Annotated in this window: 19 protein-coding genes; 5 read left to right on the top strand and 14 right to left on the bottom strand. The window is 37.2% G+C overall.

All coding sequences use genetic code 11. The features are described 5' to 3' along the window. Positions 1–328: 328 nt before the first annotated feature. Positions 329–2,116 (bottom strand): TIGR04190 family B12-binding domain/radical SAM domain protein, encoded by a 1,788-nt coding sequence (locus RCG20_RS10645; protein WP_308184211.1) that lies wholly within the window; start codon positions 2,114–2,116, stop codon positions 329–331. Between the two features lie 504 nt (positions 2,117–2,620). On the opposite strand from RCG20_RS10645, the gene ybaK reads away from it, so the two are divergent. From ybaK to RCG20_RS10630, 3 genes are all read left to right on the top strand, one after another. Continuing rightward, a complete protein-coding gene (gene ybaK, locus RCG20_RS10640) occupies positions 2,621–3,097 on the top strand; it encodes a Cys-tRNA(Pro) deacylase (RefSeq protein WP_308184210.1) in 477 nt (158 codons plus the stop codon). Between the two features lie 220 nt (positions 3,098–3,317). After that, positions 3,318–4,409 (top strand): PRK06851 family protein, encoded by a 1,092-nt coding sequence (locus RCG20_RS10635; RefSeq protein WP_308184209.1) that lies wholly within the window; start codon positions 3,318–3,320, stop codon positions 4,407–4,409. A gap of 111 nt (positions 4,410–4,520) precedes the next feature. Then, complete coding sequence (locus RCG20_RS10630) at positions 4,521–5,078, top strand: hypothetical protein (RefSeq protein ID WP_308184208.1); 558 nt, start codon at positions 4,521–4,523, stop codon at positions 5,076–5,078. Positions 5,079–5,111: 33 nt separating this feature from the next. On the opposite strand, the gene RCG20_RS10625 is transcribed toward RCG20_RS10630, so the two are convergent. From RCG20_RS10625 to RCG20_RS10575, 11 genes are all read right to left on the bottom strand, one after another. Continuing rightward, complete coding sequence (locus tag RCG20_RS10625; RefSeq protein ID WP_308184207.1) at positions 5,112–5,267, bottom strand: hypothetical protein; 156 nt, start codon at positions 5,265–5,267, stop codon at positions 5,112–5,114. Between the two features lie 723 nt (positions 5,268–5,990). Then, entirely contained in the window at positions 5,991–6,638 is a 648-nt protein-coding gene (locus RCG20_RS10620) for a TetR/AcrR family transcriptional regulator (protein ID WP_308184206.1), read from the bottom strand. Positions 6,639–6,799: 161 nt separating this feature from the next. Next, entirely contained in the window at positions 6,800–7,906 is a 1,107-nt protein-coding gene (locus tag RCG20_RS10615) for an ABC transporter permease (protein WP_308184323.1), read from the bottom strand. Further along, positions 7,906–8,625: an ABC transporter ATP-binding protein gene (locus tag RCG20_RS10610; protein ID WP_308184205.1), complete on the bottom strand. Its 720-nt coding sequence runs from the start codon at positions 8,623–8,625 to the stop codon at positions 7,906–7,908. Before RCG20_RS10610 ends, RCG20_RS10615 begins: the two co-directional genes overlap by 1 nt. 259 nt (positions 8,626–8,884) lie before the next feature. After that, the gene (locus tag RCG20_RS10605; protein ID WP_308184204.1) at positions 8,885–9,784 is read right to left on the bottom strand and encodes a FixH family protein; all 900 of its coding nucleotides are present in this window, start codon (positions 9,782–9,784) and stop codon (positions 8,885–8,887) included. After that, positions 9,781–10,458 (bottom strand): ABC transporter ATP-binding protein, encoded by a 678-nt coding sequence (locus RCG20_RS10600; RefSeq protein WP_308184203.1) that lies wholly within the window; start codon positions 10,456–10,458, stop codon positions 9,781–9,783. The genes RCG20_RS10605 and RCG20_RS10600 overlap by 4 nt, the downstream gene beginning before the upstream one ends. After that, entirely contained in the window at positions 10,455–11,252 is a 798-nt protein-coding gene (locus tag RCG20_RS10595; protein WP_308184202.1) for an ABC transporter permease, read from the bottom strand. The genes RCG20_RS10600 and RCG20_RS10595 overlap by 4 nt, the downstream gene beginning before the upstream one ends. Beyond that, a complete protein-coding gene (nosD, locus tag RCG20_RS10590) occupies positions 11,216–12,559 on the bottom strand; it encodes a nitrous oxide reductase family maturation protein NosD (RefSeq protein ID WP_308184201.1) in 1,344 nt (447 codons plus the stop codon). The genes RCG20_RS10595 and nosD overlap by 37 nt, the downstream gene beginning before the upstream one ends. Then, positions 12,559–13,131, bottom strand: a complete 573-nt coding sequence (locus tag RCG20_RS10585) for a hypothetical protein (RefSeq protein ID WP_308184200.1) — start codon at positions 13,129–13,131, stop codon at positions 12,559–12,561. Before RCG20_RS10585 ends, nosD begins: the two co-directional genes overlap by 1 nt. 84 nt (positions 13,132–13,215) lie before the next feature. After that, positions 13,216–15,087: a Sec-dependent nitrous-oxide reductase gene (gene nosZ, locus RCG20_RS10580; protein ID WP_308184199.1), complete on the bottom strand. Its 1,872-nt coding sequence runs from the start codon at positions 15,085–15,087 to the stop codon at positions 13,216–13,218. Positions 15,088–15,108: 21 nt separating this feature from the next. Continuing rightward, a complete protein-coding gene (locus tag RCG20_RS10575) occupies positions 15,109–15,579 on the bottom strand; it encodes a cytochrome C (protein WP_308184198.1) in 471 nt (156 codons plus the stop codon). Positions 15,580–15,842: 263 nt separating this feature from the next. On the opposite strand from RCG20_RS10575, the gene RCG20_RS10570 reads away from it, so the two are divergent. Then, a complete protein-coding gene (locus RCG20_RS10570; protein WP_308184197.1) occupies positions 15,843–16,583 on the top strand; it encodes a Crp/Fnr family transcriptional regulator in 741 nt (246 codons plus the stop codon). Between the two features lie 6 nt (positions 16,584–16,589). Here the strand turns inward: RCG20_RS10570 and bshB2 are convergent, their stop codons facing one another. Both bshB2 and RCG20_RS10560 read right to left on the bottom strand, forming a co-directional pair. After that, entirely contained in the window at positions 16,590–17,270 is a 681-nt protein-coding gene (bshB2, locus tag RCG20_RS10565) for a bacillithiol biosynthesis deacetylase BshB2 (RefSeq protein WP_308184196.1), read from the bottom strand. A 37-nt stretch (positions 17,271–17,307) separates the two neighbouring features. Then, complete coding sequence (locus RCG20_RS10560) at positions 17,308–17,655, bottom strand: YojF family protein (protein ID WP_308184195.1); 348 nt, start codon at positions 17,653–17,655, stop codon at positions 17,308–17,310. Between the two features lie 682 nt (positions 17,656–18,337). Here RCG20_RS10560 and RCG20_RS10555 point away from each other — a divergent pair. After that, positions 18,338–18,940 carry a molybdenum cofactor guanylyltransferase gene (locus RCG20_RS10555; RefSeq protein ID WP_308184194.1) on the top strand — a complete coding sequence of 201 codons (603 nt, stop codon included), beginning with the start codon at positions 18,338–18,340 and terminating at the stop codon, positions 18,938–18,940. Positions 18,941–18,942: the final 2 nt, after the last annotated feature.

Genomic DNA, 18,942 nt, shown 5'->3' with positions numbered 1-18,942 from the left:
AAATGATTGTATTTAGCTCCTAACTTTGCCCGTTGATTTCCGCTCCGGGCACTTGCTTTCCGCGGGAGGGATGATGATCCTCGGCGTACCGCCTGTGGGGTCTCCCAATCCCTCTAATCCCACAGGAGTCAAGTGCCCTCCGCTCCCATCAACTCAGGTAGACAAAGTAGAAAAATCTGAAAACATCCAAAGACAACCAATAAAAAATAGCATACCAATTTGTATCTAAATTGATATGCTAAATCCTAGGCTATTATAAATGTTCCTCCACAAAAACGGAACTACTTAGTTTTAGTTGATTCTCCTATTTTAAAATGAGCGTATTTTCTTAGCTATCTAGCTTCACTTGATCCCGATTGCTTGGGCTTATTTGACGTTTAATCTTAATGGAGTAGTCTTCATAAAGCTGCTCCAAACCAACTAGTGCAAGCGAAAATATATTTGCGTAATTTTTCTTTACTTCCCACTTCAATTCATTTTTACCACAAATGCTGTATCTATTTAACTCCTGAATTTCCTTTTTAATTTTTTCTAGTTCTGTGGTTTGCAGGGAAGGTGGGAGTGCGAGAAGTCTATCAATTCTTTCAATATAGTCCATCGATTTATTAATTTTTTCTTCAATGTCGAAGAAGGTTTCCTTATCGATTAAATAATATTTCATTTTAAAGTCATTCAATAATTTAGCGGCATCATACGTTGCTTTGACAATTTCATCTCTAGTCATATACTTTGTCTCATAACTTAACATGTGTTTCCATGAAGGTTGTGTAATGGCCTTGCGGTGGTCCTCAAGTGTATGGCAAAATTTCTTGTAACCATATAATTCTGGATTTTCAAATGCAGGGCTTGCCGGATCAAGAAATGGTGCAAGGGGGGCAACGAAATAAAAGATCCGTGGGTCCTTTTGACAAGCCAGATGTATCGTTTCACAAAAATCAATATTTTGTAAGGTGCTTTCATATGTTTGCCCTGGAACACCCACCATAAAAAATAAATCGATTTTTTTGCATCCATGCTTTAAGGCAAAGTTCAATGTATCAATTACCTTTTGATTCGTGCAATTAAATTTCCCGTTTAGGCGCCTTAATTTTTCATCATGGGTTTCAAGGGTGATTTCAATACTATACTTGGGAACTGCTTCATTTATCTGTTCAAAAAACTGTTCATCCGCATATTGGAATAACTCAAAAACTAACTCATTTTTTAGTTTGATGTTTTTTAGTAAATGAAAAAACTCATTAACATACTCAACGCCACCTTGCCGGATATCATGAATAATAAAAATGGGGGCACGGCTAAAGCGTTGGACAAATTGAATATCTTCAACAAGTTTTGCGGGAGATCTTAATGCTAGACCATTTCGATTACAGTTTTGCTCGTAGGCATCCCTTGATCCCCCACAAATAAGGCAGTTTTGCGAGCAACCTCTTGCTGTCAACAAGGCAGTGTTAGGGTATTGAAGCCAGCCATTATACGGAAGTGGGTCAAGAAAATTCTTATATTTAAAAACGGATCGAATAGTATATCGATAGCCAGGTATGTCAAATTCATCTAAATCCTTCGGTACATATGTGATGGGATTATAACCAATTTCCTCGCCCTTTTTCCAGGTTAGGTTAGGAATATCCACATAATGGGTATCTTCAAATTCCAACTTATTCATGAGCAGAAGCATTAATTTTTCTGTTGAATCGCCACGCATTACAAAATCAATAAACGGATATTGAATCAATTCTTTATGGAAGTAAGTTGAAGATAATCCTCCGAAAATAATAGGTGTATCTGGATGGAGCCTTTTGACAATCTTGGCAAGCTCAATGCTTCCATGTGCATGTGGAAGCCAATGTAGGTCTATTCCAAAAGCTCTCGCTTTAATCTTTTTCAATTTTTTTTCAACATCAAAATTTTGATTCATTAACATTCGATTGGCAATGTTGATTATTTTCACCTTAAGGCCGTATCTCTCTAAATAATCTGCTATGCTCGTTAAGCCGATAGGATACATTTCAAAAACAGGAGATGATGGAACAACGTCGCTTATTGGGCCAGCTAGTAAAGCGTTTTCTCTGAAATCGTAAACACTTGGCGCATGTAATAGGACTAAATCATATTTCATTTGTTAATTCACCCTCATTCAAATTAGTCAAGGATCATCCATCCCCCATTTGTATACATATGATGATTACGGTTTTCTCATTTCAGAATCAAAAAGAGTTCGAATAAATTTCAAAAGTTCACCATTGTGAAATAATTCACATGCATACAGGGTAGTTTTGGAAATTTTAGGACTAGTAGACTATTGCTATGAATCTAGGATTGTTATTTTCTATGATGGGAAAAAATTTAACAAGCTTAAGAATGAATTTTATGATTTTTTTACATATAACTGCACCTCTGCCTACACCATGGATTAGACAATCAGTGCCTTTTGTAATAGGATAAATATCCCATCTGTACGTACTATTAGTTTACTACAGGATAGCATGAATGGGGTGGCAATTGAGTGACAATTCTATGGTTATTTAGTGTATTTATGGTAATAAAAGTTAATTTTTTTTGCTACAGAGATAAGAAGTGTTTATGCTTATAACAGAAGCAATTTTTTAAAAGAGGTGGAATTATGGCACATGTTAAAACAAATGCAATGAGAATTCTTGATGCAAAAAAAGTCACATATGAGATGCTTTCATATGATAATAAGGATGGGAAAATTGATGGTGTATCCGTGGCTGCAAAAATAAATAGAAACACACAGGAAGTTTATAAAACACTTGTTACTCAAGGGGCAAGCAAAAATATAATTGTCTTCGTTATTCCTGTTGAAGCAGAACTGGATTTAAAGAAGGCAGCAAAGGTAGCTGGGGAGAAGAAAGTTGAAATGATCCCGGTAAAAGATATCCAAAAGTGGACAGGGTATATTCGTGGAGGCTGCTCACCGATTGGAATGAAGAAAGAATATAAGACTATTCTTGATAAGAGCTGCCAACTCCTTGAATATATAGTGGTAAGCGGAGGGAAAATTGGCGTTCAGATCGTGTTGAGACCAGAACAGCTAATGGAAATAACTAATGCACAAATAGAAGAAATTACAAAGTAATTTTTATAGTCATAGAATTGATATTATTTTGGCATAAACAGCCCAACCTGTTTTCTTTAGAATAATTTGTCAGGAGCAAACGTATGAAAGTCTTGCTTCAAAAAGCTCGAGGCCCATTTTTAAAAATAAAATTTTCCTAGGCGTTCACCCATTATGTACTACTGCATAAGATTAATATGTAAAAACGACTTTTAAGTGGTACGAAAAAGGAGTGTTGAAATTGGCCGGGAAAATAAAAAATTACTATCCAGGTGGAAACACAGTAAAAGGCTTCTATAGCTTTTACGATTCAAACCTTCAGGGCCTTGAACGTTTATTTATTTTAAAAGGTGGACCTGGTACAGGTAAATCATCACTAATGAAAAAAGTTGGAAATGAGTGGGTTGAAAAAGGCTTTAATATTGAGTTTTTACATTGTTCATCTGATAACAATTCAATTGACGGTGTCATCATACCTGCTTTAAAAGTGGGAATCGTTGACGGTACAGCTCCACATATTATTGAACCAAAAGCTCCAGGAGCGGTAGAAGAATACATCAATCTTGGTTTGGCATGGGATGCAGAGAAGCTTAGACTTCACAAAAGTGAGATTCAAAGCCTTACTAGCCGAATAAGTGAAAATTTTCAAAAGGCGTATTCTATTTTTAGAGAAGCATTGGAGATTCACGATGATTGGGAAAAACCTTATATAAACAGTATGGATTTCAAAAAGGCAGATGAATTGACGAACAAGTTAATTGGGAACTTTTTTGGAAAAATGGAGTTAAATAAGAAAGCGGATGTCCGTCATCGCTTTTTTGGAGCCGCAACACCAAAAGGGGCTGTTGACTTTATTCCGAACTTAACTGAAGATATCCCAAAAAGGTATTTCATTAAAGGTAGACCTGGTACAGGAAAATCAACGATGTTGAAAAAGCTAGCCGCTGCCGCCGAATTAAAAGGGATTGATGTAGAGGTCTATCATTGTGGATTTGATCCAAATAGCCTTGATATGGTTATTTTCCGTGAACTTGGTTTATGCGTCTTTGATAGCACGGCACCACATGAATATTACCCAAGCCGGGATGGCGATGAAATTATTGATATGTATGAAATATTAATTGCACCTGGTACAGATGAAATATTTGCTGATATGCTGAGTAAAATAGCCTCACAATATAAAATCAAAATGGCTGAAGCCACTACTTATTTAGCTAAAGCGAAAGAGTTGCATGATGAACTTGAAGTCTTCTATATCTCAGCAATGGATTTTTCCAAAGTGGAAAAAATTCAAAATAACATAGCTGAAGAGATTAGGAGTATGGCAAAGTAGCTTTAAGCAGAAAGGCTAATCCCCCTAGTACCATACACTAAAAAGACCCTTCACCAATTTGTTGATTATGCATAAATTATTGGGAAAATAGATGGAAGGGGGATTGTTTTTTTGGATAATCAAAATTACCCTAACGACTTTGGTATAATTCCTGGCTCATACTTTGAACAGTTTCGTCAAACACCACATAATCAATTTCCACCTCATGGAGGGGGGGCTCAAGGTAACCTCCCGATTCATGGTGATGGACAACAAGGTAGCTTTCCATTCCCAGGTGGAGGACAGCATGGCGGTTTTCCGTTTCCAGGGGGAGGAAGTCATGGAGGATTTCCTTTCCCGGGTGGAGGGGGCCATGGAGGATCTCCATTCCCAGGAGGTCAGCACGACGGCTTTCCATCCCACGGAGGAGACCAACAGGCCGGAGCACCAACAACTCCACCACCATCTGTCATACCACATGAATCTGTGGGATTAATGGCAGTCGAGGCCGGAGGTCTTAGAGGATGTCTTCACCGATTCACTTACATTTGGTTAAATAATGGCAGAAGTTTTTGGTTCTATCCAACCTATATTGGGAGAACTTCAACTGCTGGCTTTCGATGGCGTAGAAATCGTTGGGAATATTACGGAACAGACTTGAGAAGAATCAGATCATTCCGTTGTTATTAGAAAACTAAAAGAGTGCCGAATACCGGCACTCTTTTAGTTTTGTGATTTTGTTTTACTTTGCTGTCCTTTATTTCGTTTATTTCCTTTACTGTTATCACCGCTTACAATCTCACTTGCAAATTCTGCTTCCGCATTCCCGGCTGTTGGGGAATTTTGATTGTTACTTCCCTTATTAAACTTTTTAGTCATTTAAAACACTCCTTTCTTGGTAGCTATATATTAGTTTGATAAAGTTTTCTTACTTTTATACCAAAGAAAGGGTTCTGGGGAATAAATGAAAATAAAAGGATTAGGGAAGCCCCAAAGTAGTTCCGAAAGTGCGGAGAAAAGCTTAAATAACTGCCCGAATCACAACTGAATTAGCATATTATTTCACATGGAAAAATGCTTGGATTATTTCGAGGGCACTAAAAAATCCTTCATCAAGGTTATGATATGAAGGCCCAAACTCGGTTGAACAACAAGAGAAAGGTCCTTCATCGAGGCAATGAAGGACCAAACTTGGTTGAACAACAAGAAAAAAGGTCTTCATCGAGGTTATGAAGGCCCGAATTCGGTTGAGCAACAAGAGAAAGGTCCTTCATCAAGGTTATGAAGGCCCAAACTCGGTTGAACAACAAGAGAAAGGTCCTTCATCGAGGCAATGAAGGCCCAAATACGGTTGAACAACAAGAAAAAAGGTCTTCATCGAGGTTATGAAGGCCCAAACTTGGTTGAACAACAAGAAAAGGTCCTTCATCAGGGTTATGAAGGCCCAAATTCGGTTGAGCAACAAGAAAAAAGTCCTTCATCAAGGCGATGAAAGACAAATCTTTATGTGAATAGATTGGTGTAGGAAATATACGAATGACAAGTGATTTCACATGTTATTTCTAGGTTTGCGCTCCACAAGTAAACCCGTTGGGAAGTCCCTTACTCCTTTTTACCTAACCCATGCATAATAAATTGTACAGTACGCTCTGTTTCAACTTCATCATCCCATTCGAAATCTGGGAATAGGATATAACGGGAAATTAAAAAACCAAGCACACTTGTAATGGTAAGTCTAGCAACACTTGCAGTTGGCATTTCAATGATTTGCCCTTTTTCTTGATACCCCTTGATTAAGATCGACATACGGTCAAATATTTTTTTGGCAACCTGTTCAAGAATTTGTTCTTTCAATTCAGGTTGGAAGGGGATTTCTTGAAGCATGATTTTTAAAACAGGAAGGAACTTTATTAAAACATCTCTTCGATTTTCAATCGTTGCTCTTAAAAAATCTTCAACATGGTCGTATTCGTGATCAAGTACTTTATTAAAATCATTCACAATATACGGGCCAATCAGCTTTGCCATTAGAGGGGCAACAATCGATATTAATAACTCCTTTTTCGTTTTATAATGCCGAAAAATCGTCCCTTCCGCTACACCCGCTTTTTTCGCAATTTCACTAGTTGATGTGGCGGCAAACCCCTTTTCCGAAAAAGTTTCAATTGCAGCAAGGATAATTTTTTTTTGCTTATCCGTAAATTTTTCCTCTTCAAAAAGCTGGTTAATGATCATTTCTTCTTCGAACATGATTGACTCCTTTAATATCATTCTTCTAACTTGTATTTTTTCGCCAATCGGCGAGTTTTCTTTAGCTAATCAGAATTTATATCCAATAAATTCTGCTAGCGCATAAGGGCAACTACGCCTCTGTCATCGCCCTTAGGGGCTCGCCAATCGGCGAGTTTTCTTTAAAGTTTTCGATATTTTTTCAATGCGAATACATTCAGAACGATAAAGACAAGGGCAAATCCCAATAGTACAAGTATGTCATTCAAAATGTCGCTTAATCCTAAGCCCTTATACATAACATCTACTAAAGCATCGCCGCCATAGTACATGGGCATACATTTTGCAATTATCTGAAGCCAGTCAGGCATTCCGTCGATCGGAAGAATTCCAGCGAAAAAGACTTGAGGGACAATTGCAATTGGAATAAATTGCATCATTTGGAATTCAGAATTGGCAAATGATGATAACAGTATTCCTAGAGACAAGGCAACAAGGGCTAACATTAAATTAATTAAAATAACATTCCATAAAGAACCTACAAGGATAATATTTAAAACCTTGACCGAATAGAAGACTACAATAATTGTTTGGATCACTGCGAATAGCCCATATCCCGTCAAATAACCAAAGACAATATCCCTTCTTTGAATCGGTGTCGCCATCAAGCGGTCAAGTGTACCGGTCGTCCGTTCCCGTAATAATGCAATTCCGGAAATAAGAAAGACGAAGAAGAAGACAAAGAAACCAACTAATATTGGGCTTAACAGATCAAAGAAAACAGTATCTTTATTCCCATATACATAAGAGGTGGTGATTTTCGGAGCTTTCAATTGCTCCATTTTTACAGGAGGTCCTTGAAGCTTAGTTTGAATACCTTGAATGAATTTGGATAAATTCTCCGATTGTTTCTTTCCGGTATCAGCTGCAAGAGCTTGTTGAATTTTTATTTGTAACGCCTTTGTTTTGGATGGCTGATCATTTTTGAGAGTTAATGTAATTTTAGTATCATTGACCTGAAGAACGCCATCTAGGTCATCATCAGCCATAACGTTTTTTGGGTTTTTGATTGTATCATACTGCTTTACGTTAATATCTTTATCTTTTAATTGTTCTACTATTGTTTTATCCGCATGAATAACACCAATTCTAGGATTGACTGTATTGTCAGCAAGTAAATAGTGAAGAAGAGTCAGAATGAGTAATGGTGCAACCATCATCATTGCAAGTGCCCGTTTATCACGTACCATTTGACGGCAGATTCGTTTCACTAATGCAATAATTCTCATCACTTTTTACCCCCAGCCTTTAAAAATACCTCTTCTAAACTTGTAATTCCATACTGTTCTTTCAATTCTGATGGTGAGCCACTGGTGAGTATTTCGCCATCACGTACCATAGCAAGTTGGTCACATTTTTCTGCTTCGTCCATTACATGTGTAGTAATTAAAATACTCTTTCCAGCATCTTTAAGGCGATAGAGCTCGGTCCAAATGGATAATCGTAACTCAGGATCAATCCCGACTGTAGGTTCATCTAAAATAAGAACCTCAGGATCTTGAATTAATGCAACTGCTAGGGATAGACGGCGTTTCATTCCACCGGAATAGGCTTCGACTTTCTTTTTTAGATGAGAGGTTAGATTTACTAAATCCGCTGCATAGGCAATCCGTCTTTTTTGTACATCTTTCTTTAACATAAAGAGAGAAGCAAAGAATGCGAGGTTTTCTTCTCCTGTCAATTCAGTGTATAATGCATCGGCTTGGGCCATATAGCCAATTTTTTGTAATAAGTTCAAGTTAGGAACAGCTGTATTAAGTACATGGACTGTTCCCATTGATGGCTGATCCATTCCAACGATGATTTTTACTAAGGTTGTTTTTCCTGAACCGGAAGGCCCGATTAAACCGTATATTTGCCCTGGCTCCACAGCTAAACTAATCTGATTTAAAACGACCTTTTTTCCGAAACTTTTGCTTACATCTGTTACCATAATTGAAGCTGTCATTGAAAAACCTCCTCTTTTTAAAAGCAATAACCTTATTTTTTAATTGGAAAATACTAAATGCGGTGTAAATAGATTCAGGTCTTTACAAACTCGAAATTAGTTAAAAATATCTTTGGTAACTGCGTTTGATTTTTATGCTGCTCCGTCATTTTTCTAATTGTGAGTGATTACTCACTTTTATTATATCGAAAATAAATCGTAGGTCAATACAATGTTTGGAAAAAAATAAGGCCACCGCAATTTGCGATGACCTCATGAATTATAGGATTTCAATTTTCAAGGAATCTATTTGTGAAACAAGTAGATCTTCGTATTTTTGTTGTGCTTGATAATAAATTTCTTGTTCGCCCGCTTTTGGATTTTCTTTTTTAACCTGGTTGATCAAATCCATTTGGACATGTTGAGAGAGAACAAGTTCTTTATACTGCTGCTTTTCAGTGTTCCAAAACTTTTCCTCTCCAAATTGTTGGATTAGTTTTTTAGCATCATTATTTTGATTATACTGTTCACGAACTTTAGTTAACGCCTGATTAATTTCGCTTGAGGTTGCCCTTTTGCCCTTTTGCTCGGCTAGCATTGCAACGGCATGCAGACGGATAATCTGCGTTAATAATTGATTTTTATCATTGAGTGTTTTTTCTTGGGAGTCCAAGTATGCTAACTCTTCATCCAATTCTGCGCCGCTGTATTTTTTAAGGGCTGCCGCACGGTTGATAGACAACTGAAGCTTATTTACTAACTCATAAAACTTTAAGTCCTCATTTTTAATCCATTTTCCATTGATAGAGGCAACACCTTTTGGTTTTTCAACTCGATAATTAAGTACCTTTTCAACCTTGTTGTCACCTTTTTTTAAGGAAAAGGCTATTTCATATTTACCGTTCATTGGAATTTTTGCTTTTCCAGTGTATAAGCCTTTTTGCTCTTCTTTTAAAATTACATTAGCTGTTCCATGGTCCATATTAGCCATTGATAATTCTGCTGAAATAGTAAGTCCTGTTACAGGCTTTTTGTTTTCAGTTACTTTTATTTCAAAAGGCATTTCCTTATCTTGCTGGAAATAAAGGGGCTTTGTTATGCCAATCTTATAATTGGGCCCTGAACTACAGCCGGCGAGCATGACCATGAGAAGCACCAATGCTAGTATCATCTTTTTCATGACCCATATCCCCCTAGATTCTGTGATTGTAAAAATTCATCAACAGTGTACTTTTCCATTTTCCCGTCGTTTAAGTAAGCAACATGTGTGCATACTTGTTTAATTTCATCAAGATGATGTGAAGAAAGAAGGATTGTTTTATTGTGAAGAGATGTTAAAACCTCTAAGATTTCTTTTCTTCCAATCGGGTCAATCCCGCTTGTTGGTTCATCAAGAATGAGAATACTTGAATCTTGGTAAAGAGTAATAGCTAGACCAAGGCGTTGTAGCATCCCTTTAGAGTATTTCTTTACTTGAGTATCACGGTCATCCCAAAGGCGAACTGATTTTAGTACAGTTTCTATTTGTTCCTGATTTGCTTTGTTGGAAATAGCTTCTGCGAAAAAGGTCATATTTTCTAGTCCAGTTAACATGGGGTAAAGCATGAATTTTTCTGGTAAATAGGCAATGGCTTTTTTCCATTTATGATTCTTATTGGTAACTTCAATCCCATTTATGAGGATATTCCCTTGTTTTACGGGAAGAAGTCCAAGCAGGCTATTAATCAATGTTGACTTTCCAGCCCCATTTCGACCGACAAGGGCGCAAATTTCATGTTGGTTAATTTCTAGATTAATATTGTCTAATATAATTTTTTTCCCAAAGGATTGGTTCAGGTTGTTTATGCGAATCATTCGTAGCCCTCCTTACGGTGAAAAACAATCGCTACTAAAAATGAAGCGAGAAGCCAGAAGAAAAGGTTGCCAAAAAGGAATATCCCTGGCTTTGTCCACATGAATGCTTCCAATAGCCTCGACATATGACCGAAGGAATAGACACCCATGCCGGTTTCCAAGTACATTCTTACTGCTTCAAGCGGATTTAAAAAGAAGCCAATCGAAAATCCCTTAACATTTTCGTAGGTAACATTGGGTAGATAAGAAAGCAAAATAAAATCGTGCAAGAAGAAAAAGTAAAACCAAACAAAAATGGTGTATCCGATAATCTGCATTCTAGAACGACTAAAGCTACCGATAGCGGCACCCATTTGTAGGAATAACAGTGCAAGACAAATGATTGCCAAAACAAAGATAAAATAGCCTTTGGCATCAATTTGGAAATAAAATTTCAAAGGTAGTAGATAGATAAAGAACCAGATAAGAATAGGGAGAAGAACGACTGTATAAAGGCCAAGACTTTTTTTAAACAAAAAGCTTGCATAGCTTTCCTTCTTCGTCAATAACATGATTAATGTTTTTTGTTCTTTCTCTTGAAAGATGGAAAACGCTCCTATAAATAAACACAGAATGGGAATAAAATAAATAACAGTATCAAATAAATTGATCAACAGAACATAGAAGCCTTTATCAAACGAAAGAACAGAGGAGCGAACTAAAATACTGATCGAGATCAGAACAATAATACTTAGAGATAGCCATAAACCTTTTCCCCTTATATTTTCCTTCCATTCTTTCCAAATGTAATGCATAGTCGATGTCTCCCTTTTAGTAAAATCAATATGGCGAGAATTCCTAACCCTAAAAGAAGGTAAATAGCTGTATGATTTCCTTTTCCTGTTACCAACGGGTGAGGATCTTTAAACATTTCTTCATCTTGCTTGAGAAAGGCATTTAGCTTTTCATAGATAGAAATTGCCGGGCTTTTTAAAAAGAAATTGGTTAATTCTTGATCCTCAATCAATTGATGGAGGGAGGAATGATAGGTGACTGGGAAATCGCCGATCCCATTTTGATTTAAATCTGTTAGTGGGAAGGAGCTTCCCCAATCATTTCCTTTCCCGTTTTTGCTCCACTTATTGCCTTCGCCTTTTCCAGCAACAGTAATGGCAGGAAGCGTATTTTCGGAAATTCGGTTTAAGGTAAAGGTCTCCTGATTGGAACTAGCCCAGAGCTCAATACCAATCTGATTTTGAATGATTTTGTTATGGGTAAATAAATTCCTTGTAGCTTGATCAAGATAAATTCCTTTTTGATTCATATAAAATGTATTGTCTTCAATATGATTATCGTTGGCTTGCAAAAGAAGGAGGCCAAACGATTGATTTCCATAGTTAAAAATAAATTGATTATCTTTTAGTTTTAGATGGTTTGAATTCATTATGGCTGCACCACCAGTATTCATGGTAAATGTATTTTTCTCAAAAACATTTTCATCAGAATACATGTAATGCAATCCATATCTTGTTTTGCTGATTGTATTGCCATAGATTCGGTTTTTATTGGCATAATCAAAAAACATCCCGTCCCGTGTTCCTTCAATCGTGTTGTTAACAAGAAGATTATCATGAGCGTAGTAAATATGAAGTCCATTTCCTTGTGAAGCAATTTCACCTTTACCTAACCCTTTAATAGTATTGTCACGAATCGTGTTGTGATGGGCTTGGCTTAAATAAATACCGTGAAAGGAATCACGGATCGAAACGTGTTCAACCAAATTGCCATTGGAATATATTTTTATAGCTGCATATTCTTCTGCTGTATCTCTGCTCATACTGCTGTGAATAACGGTAAGATGGCTTAATTTCACATTCGGTGCTTTAATGGAGATTACGTTTCCGGATCCGTCTCCTCTAATCACGGTTTTTCTAGAACCGATAATAGTCATGCTCTTATGAATAACGATATTGCCTTCATATGTTTTATTGTCAAGCTTCAATACCGCCCCCTCTTTCATGGAGTCGATAACACCTTGCAAGCTTTCGGCTGCCATACTTTTCTCAGGAATAAAGATGAAACAAAGAGAAAAAATAAAGAGAAAGAGCATCATTTTTTTCATTATTTTCGATCCTTCCATATCGGAATCAGTGTGAGTATAAATGCTAGAACAACAAAGTAAGCACCTTTTCCTAAATAACTGTGTGTAGTGAAGTTCGCAAAATGGTTTTCTCCGACCATAGGTGGTACGAATGGTTTGATTTTAATTGGTGCCTTCAGGCTTAAATGTGTTCCAAAAGTATGAAGTGCATGATAGAGATCGAAAAAACCGATCAAGCCCCCAACAAGAAACAGCCCAATTAGCATGTATAAGAATGATTTCCGGCGTAATAATCCGACAAGTAGTGTAAGCACGGCAAGCCCGCCAACAAGGTAGCTCATATAGGATAATTCGGGAAAACTTTTTTCGTCGAAATTTGCCATTCCAATATAATGGTTAAGTCCGTTAATAATATCTATTTGGCCTTCAAGTTTATTTGGATAGACAATAATGTTTAAGCCTTCCGGATACTGGGGTGCATAAAGCAGGAGTCTCCACCATGGAAAAAATAGTGAGAGTCCAATAAATACTGCTGAACAAGCTAAAATCAGTGAAGAAACTACAGATAGTTTCTTACCATTCAAGTTAACCACACCTTTCTAGTGTTATCAAAATATTTCTAATTAAAAGAAGAAGGGTACCAATTTTATCAATTGATACCCATCTGCTGTCATTAATTACTGCTTCGGTTTAACTAGGAAGTAACCGTTCATTTCCTGGTGCAATGCAGAACAGAAGTTTGTACAATAGAGCGGGAAAGTACCGGCTTTATCAGCAGTAAATTCCAGTGTATTGGTTTGTCCTGGTTGAACTTCCATGTCTAAATCGTATTGGTTAATGGCAAAACCATGGGTAATATCTTCATCAAAGTCGATATTTGTTAAATGAATAAATACATGATCACCTTGATTAACGTTAATCTCGTCAGGACGTTTTGCTTTACTATCAAAAATGAATCTTGACCGCATCGCAATTCCGTAAACATGAACTTCATTACCTTTACGGACAATCTTTGTATCACTTTGCTTATAAACAGCATCCTTATTAGTAGGATCTTTCGGATAAACATTAATCGTGTGAATCTTATCTGCTTTAATCATTTGTGCATAGTGTGGTTCAGGGTTAGCTGGTACAGTGTCGATAACACGCATTTTCTTGCCGCTAATATCAATTAATTGCATGGACTCTGGATGTGAAGGTCCAACAGATAAGTAGGTGTCTTTTGAAAGCTTGTTAAGTGCGATCAAGTATTTACCATCCGGTGAAGCTGTATCACCTTCTGCAGCAACAGAGTGTCCTGGTGAATATTGAACAGGCACACGATCAAGCACATCACCTGTTTTAGGATTCCACTTAACGATTTCAGAAGAAATGAACATTGTTGTATAGGCCATTCCTTTGTCATCAAATTGAGTGTGAAGCGGTCCAAGTGCGTTTTCAGGGTTAACTTCTCTTTCCATTACTTTCTTGTATTGAAGAACAGGAATGCCATTTCTTTCTCCGGCAAATTCTTTGTTTTTAATTGCTTCAAATGCTTTTTTGAAGGAGAACACAGTCATTGAAGGTGCAAGTTTTCCAGAAGCAATGAACTGTTTTCCGTCTGGAGTAACGTCAACACCATGTGGTGATTTGGCAACAGGTACTAAATAAATTCCACCCTTTTGTTTCTCAGGGTAAATCATTTTTTGGCCGCCAACATCCTCATACTTGCCTTCCTTAACCATTTTCGCAAGCTCTTTCCAGTTGAAAAGGACGATATAGTCGCGGTCTGCTTGTGATGCATTAATTTCCATTGTTGTAGTAGCTTCTTCAGTATTATAGGTAGACATTACAGCCCAGTCGCCAGATTCCTTTTTACCAGCGTCAGATAGATCATAGGACCATGGTGGAAGGGCAACCTGGTAGGCTATATTTAATTTTTCTTTCTTTTGATCAAATGTTAAGGCTGACATAACGCCACGATATTTTTTGCTGTAATTGTCAAGTGGTTCATATTTTTGGCCGACTGGAACAGAGAATCGAGTTGGCAAGAACAGGTACTCTGTATTCTGTGTAACAAAAGCTGCACAGTGTGGACCGCTTGTATTTGGCACTTTAATTATGTCTTTAGTCGTGAATGTTTTTAAGTCCATAACGGCAGCACGGCTGTTTGCAACATCAGTAGCAAACAAGAATTTACCGTTATAATCACCGTTTGTTTCAGAAATGGCCGGATGGTGGAAGTCTCCCCATGTATAGCCGCCAAGCATTTTTTTCGTCTCTTTATCATATCCGTAACCTGTTGCAGAATCTGGTGAAAAGATAGGAACAGTACGAATTTGACGCATGGATGGAACACCATAAACAAATAATTGTCCTGAGTGGCCACCTGAGGCAAATAAATAATAATCATCTTTTTTACCTAACGGAACATAAACCTTTTCGGCATCGCTTTTCGTGCTACTGTCTATTGCAGCTGTTTTTGTGCTATGCGAAAAATCCGCAAAGGAAATTGTCGCAGCAACAAAACCAGCAAGTAAGCCGGTAGCGATCGGTACCCATTTCTTCATTCGGTTTGCACCACCTTTTAATTATTGTTTTACTTCAGATGCTTTTTGGAGAATTTCAAGCACTTGTTTACGCTCATCATCTGTCAATGGTTTACTACCAAGAACACCTGACATAACAGCTGAATTTGGTTTTGTCAAAAATTGCTCAATTGGCATACCGTGTTTGTCTTTAACCTCAACAAATGCATGTGACAAGTCTGGACCAACTTGCCCAGCATGAAGATTTAAAGCCCCAACGGAGTGACATCCCAAACATCCTCTTTTGGAAAGAATGTTATCTTGACTAACGGCTGTAGCGCTTGCAGTAGTACTTGCACCCTGATCTTCAGATGTCTTAGTACTAGCCGTATCTGTTGTTGCTGAATTGTCTTCATTAGAAGCGGCAACTTGAGGATCATGTCCAGGCTGTACCGGAAGGACCACGAATACTAAATATCCAATACCAAGACCAACTAGTGCACTTATAATAAAACTGATGATTGCCTTATTCATTTTTTTCCCTCCTTTTTCATCGAATGAACAATTACATCCTAATAGCAAAGAATCATCAAAAGTATGATATGCATCACACCTTATAACTAGTTCTGTGAACGTTCTGTGAAACGGCTTACAGTGGTGCATGTTTGAAAAATTGAACGTTTTGTGAATCTAATCACTACTTTGAAGTACGGATTTCTATAAAATAAGGACATAAGAGAAAACACCAAAAAATGGTATCTATTTATTGAGATAAATGGAAAAAACAGCATGAAAGGGTGAGTGAAATCAGTAATGTAACAGAACCGCATCTAACGGTTTATCAACATGATAAAGCGCAGGATTTTTTACGGAAGATTGTTATTTTTAAGGATTTATCACCTAAATCCTTAAAAGTAATCGAAAATCAAACACAAACTCTGTCATTTAAAAAGGGAGAACAAATTTTTTCAGAAGTGGATGAGGCCCAAGGGGTATTCTTTGTAAAATCTGGAGTGGTAAAGCTTTCAAAACAAGCTGAAGATGGCAATGAAATTATTGTTTGTTTAAAACAAACTGGCGAAGTGTTTGCTGAAGCATGCTTGTTTTCTAAAATTCAGGAATGTTATCCAGCTACGGCGACGATGATGCAAGAGGGAGTCATTTACTTTTTAGATAAGTTGGCATTGGAAAAGGAATTATACAATTATCCGGAGCTTGCTATTCAAATGATTAGCTATATGAGTGAACAGCTTAGAGAAATGACGTCAACATTAAGAGATGTAGTTTTATTGGACGTTTACGCAAAAACGATTAAGACATTGGAACGTCTCGGCAGGAAGTTCAGTCATAGCCAAAGATGTGATATTGAAATACCGTTAACCGTACAAGAGTTTGCAAATGTGGTGGGAACGTCTAGGGAAAGTGTGAGCCGGGTTTTTTCTAAATTGAAAAAGCAGGAAATGATCGATTTGAGGGCAAGAAAGATTATCATCCTTGACTGGTGCAAATTTTGCACACTCTTTCATTCCAAATTTTAAGCCCTTCTAATTTAGAGGGGCTTGAAATTTAAATGTCCAAAATCGCTCAGAGTTAAGCCAGGCAAGTATTTGAGGATCCTGGTTCTTCAGTTTTTCAGACATGTCTTTAAACATTTGCTGGGTTTGCGAACGATGTGCCTGTATGGCGGCAAGTTTTATGTCATTAACAGGACTAATATCGTTTACAATATCTGCTTCCCCGAGTTCTTCAACACAACCCTTTGAAAAAGCGACACAGTTTAGTTTAGGCCGTTTTTCAGCTGGAATCTGGCTAACTGCGCGCACAACTGCAGCACCTGTAGCATCGTGGTCGGGGTGCACAGAATATCCAGGGTAAAAAGTGATGATGAGTGAGGGGTTTACCTCTTCAATTAACGAATAGATCAAATCTGCAAGCTTCTTCTCGTCTTCAAATTCAATTGTCTTATCACGGAATCCAAGCATTCTTAAATCTTGAATGCCGAGAGCACTAACTGCATCTTTTAGTTCCTTTTTACGAATTTCAGGGAGATTTTCTCTATTTGTAAAAAGAGGATTCCCCATATTTCGCCCCATTTCCCCTAAAGTTAAACATGCATAGGTAACAGGAGTTCCGTTTTTAACATGTGAAGCAATTGTTCCTGATACCCCAAAAGCTTCATCATCCGGATGGGGAAAAACGACTAAGACATGACGTTCCTTTTCCATTGAAATTCCCCTTTCTTCTTGAATTTATTGTATTTTTTTAAGTAAAAGGTGTTAGGCTGATTTCAAGTGCAACTGCTAGTTTTCCTTGTGGATCATGTCCCGCCAATAGTAACCTATCCTGATCATCTATTTCAAAATGTGTAATACCTTCCGCATACACCCATCCAAGTTGTATTTTTAATCCCACACGAAAAGGGCCATTTCCCGTAATTTTTCCTAATTCATAATTGACAAGAGCATTTCGGATGTAGGCTCCGGCTGAAAAGAAGGATTCATCATGATGTGATGCATAAGCACCGTTTGTTGTTTCGAGATGGATATAAACCTCTTTATTGGCAAATTGGTTGATTTTTTCCTGTACGGTTTTAAGTACCACTGGTTCCAACATACTCGCCTCCGTTCCTACTGTTTTCATTTTTTCGTTTGCTTCACATGACATTTCTATCATACTAAAATAATTTTGAAAATGCGAAATTCCTGTTTGTCATGTAAAGAAAAAGAGGGATCTGGATATTTTTGTAGAAGTTAATTTTATTAATTAGGCTCTTTTCTTAAATCTTGTTGCTATTTAAAACTAAATTAGAATGGTATTCCAGTTTACCGATGAAAACCGTAGGAAATTTTTAAGAAAAGAGCACGATACCATTGTTATTTCGGCTTTTTAGACTAGGTACGAAAAACCAACAATTTATGCGAAAACAGCCATTAATTTGGCTCTTTTCTTAAATCTTGTTGCTATTTAAAATTAAATTAGAATGGTATTCTAGTTTACCGATGAAAACCGTAGAAAATTTTTAAGAAAAGAGCACGATACCATTGTTATTTCGGGTTTTTAGACTAGGTACGAGAAACAACAATTTATGCGAAAACAGCCATTAATTAGGCTCTTTTCTTAAATCTTGTTGCTATTTAAGACTAAATTAGAATGGTATTCCAGTTTACCGATGAAAACCGTAGAAAATTTTTAAGAAAAGAGCACGATACCATTGTTATTTCGGGTTTTTAGACTAGGTACGAGAAACAACAATTTATGCGAAAACAGCCATTAATTAAAAGAAGGTGTTTCGATGGAAGTAGGGGCCATAATTTTATCAGGTGGAAAATCAAGCAGAATGGGGACGAATAAGGCCCTTCTAAAAATTAATGAAAAAACAAATGTTGAGAGAATAACTGGTCAATTAAAGGCGACTTTTGATGATATTATTCTCGTAACAAATGACCCAGAAACCTATGAATTTTTAAATGTAACCAAAGCATTGGACCATTTCCCTGGCAAGGGGCCGCTCGCGGGACTTCATGCGGGCCTTTCAGCCTCCAATTTTGAAGTAAACTTGGTTGTTGCTTGTGATATGCCATTTATATCCTCGGAGCTTGCAAGTGACCTTGTTAATCGAATTGGGATATATGATGCTGTTATCCCAGTCATAGGTGGCAGAAAGCAGCCTTTATTTTCTGTTTTTAAAAAGAAGAGCCTTGTTACGATTGAAGATAGTATCAAGAATGAACATCTTCAAATGCAGCGTCTGTTAGATCTTCTTTCTGTTTTATATGTAACGGAGAAGGATTTAAAGGGGTATGACGCAAGCTGTCTAGAACGTATTTTTTTCAATATGAATTATCCAAGCGAATATGAAAATGCGAAAAAATGGGCGGAAGAGGAGGGGAAATAGGC

This window comes from Neobacillus sp. PS3-40 (assembly GCF_030915485.1).
In the GTDB taxonomy this organism is placed as follows: Bacteria; Bacillota; Bacilli; order Bacillales; family Cytobacillaceae; genus JAUZPL01.
This window is presented reverse-complemented; position numbering and strand designations above follow the sequence as displayed.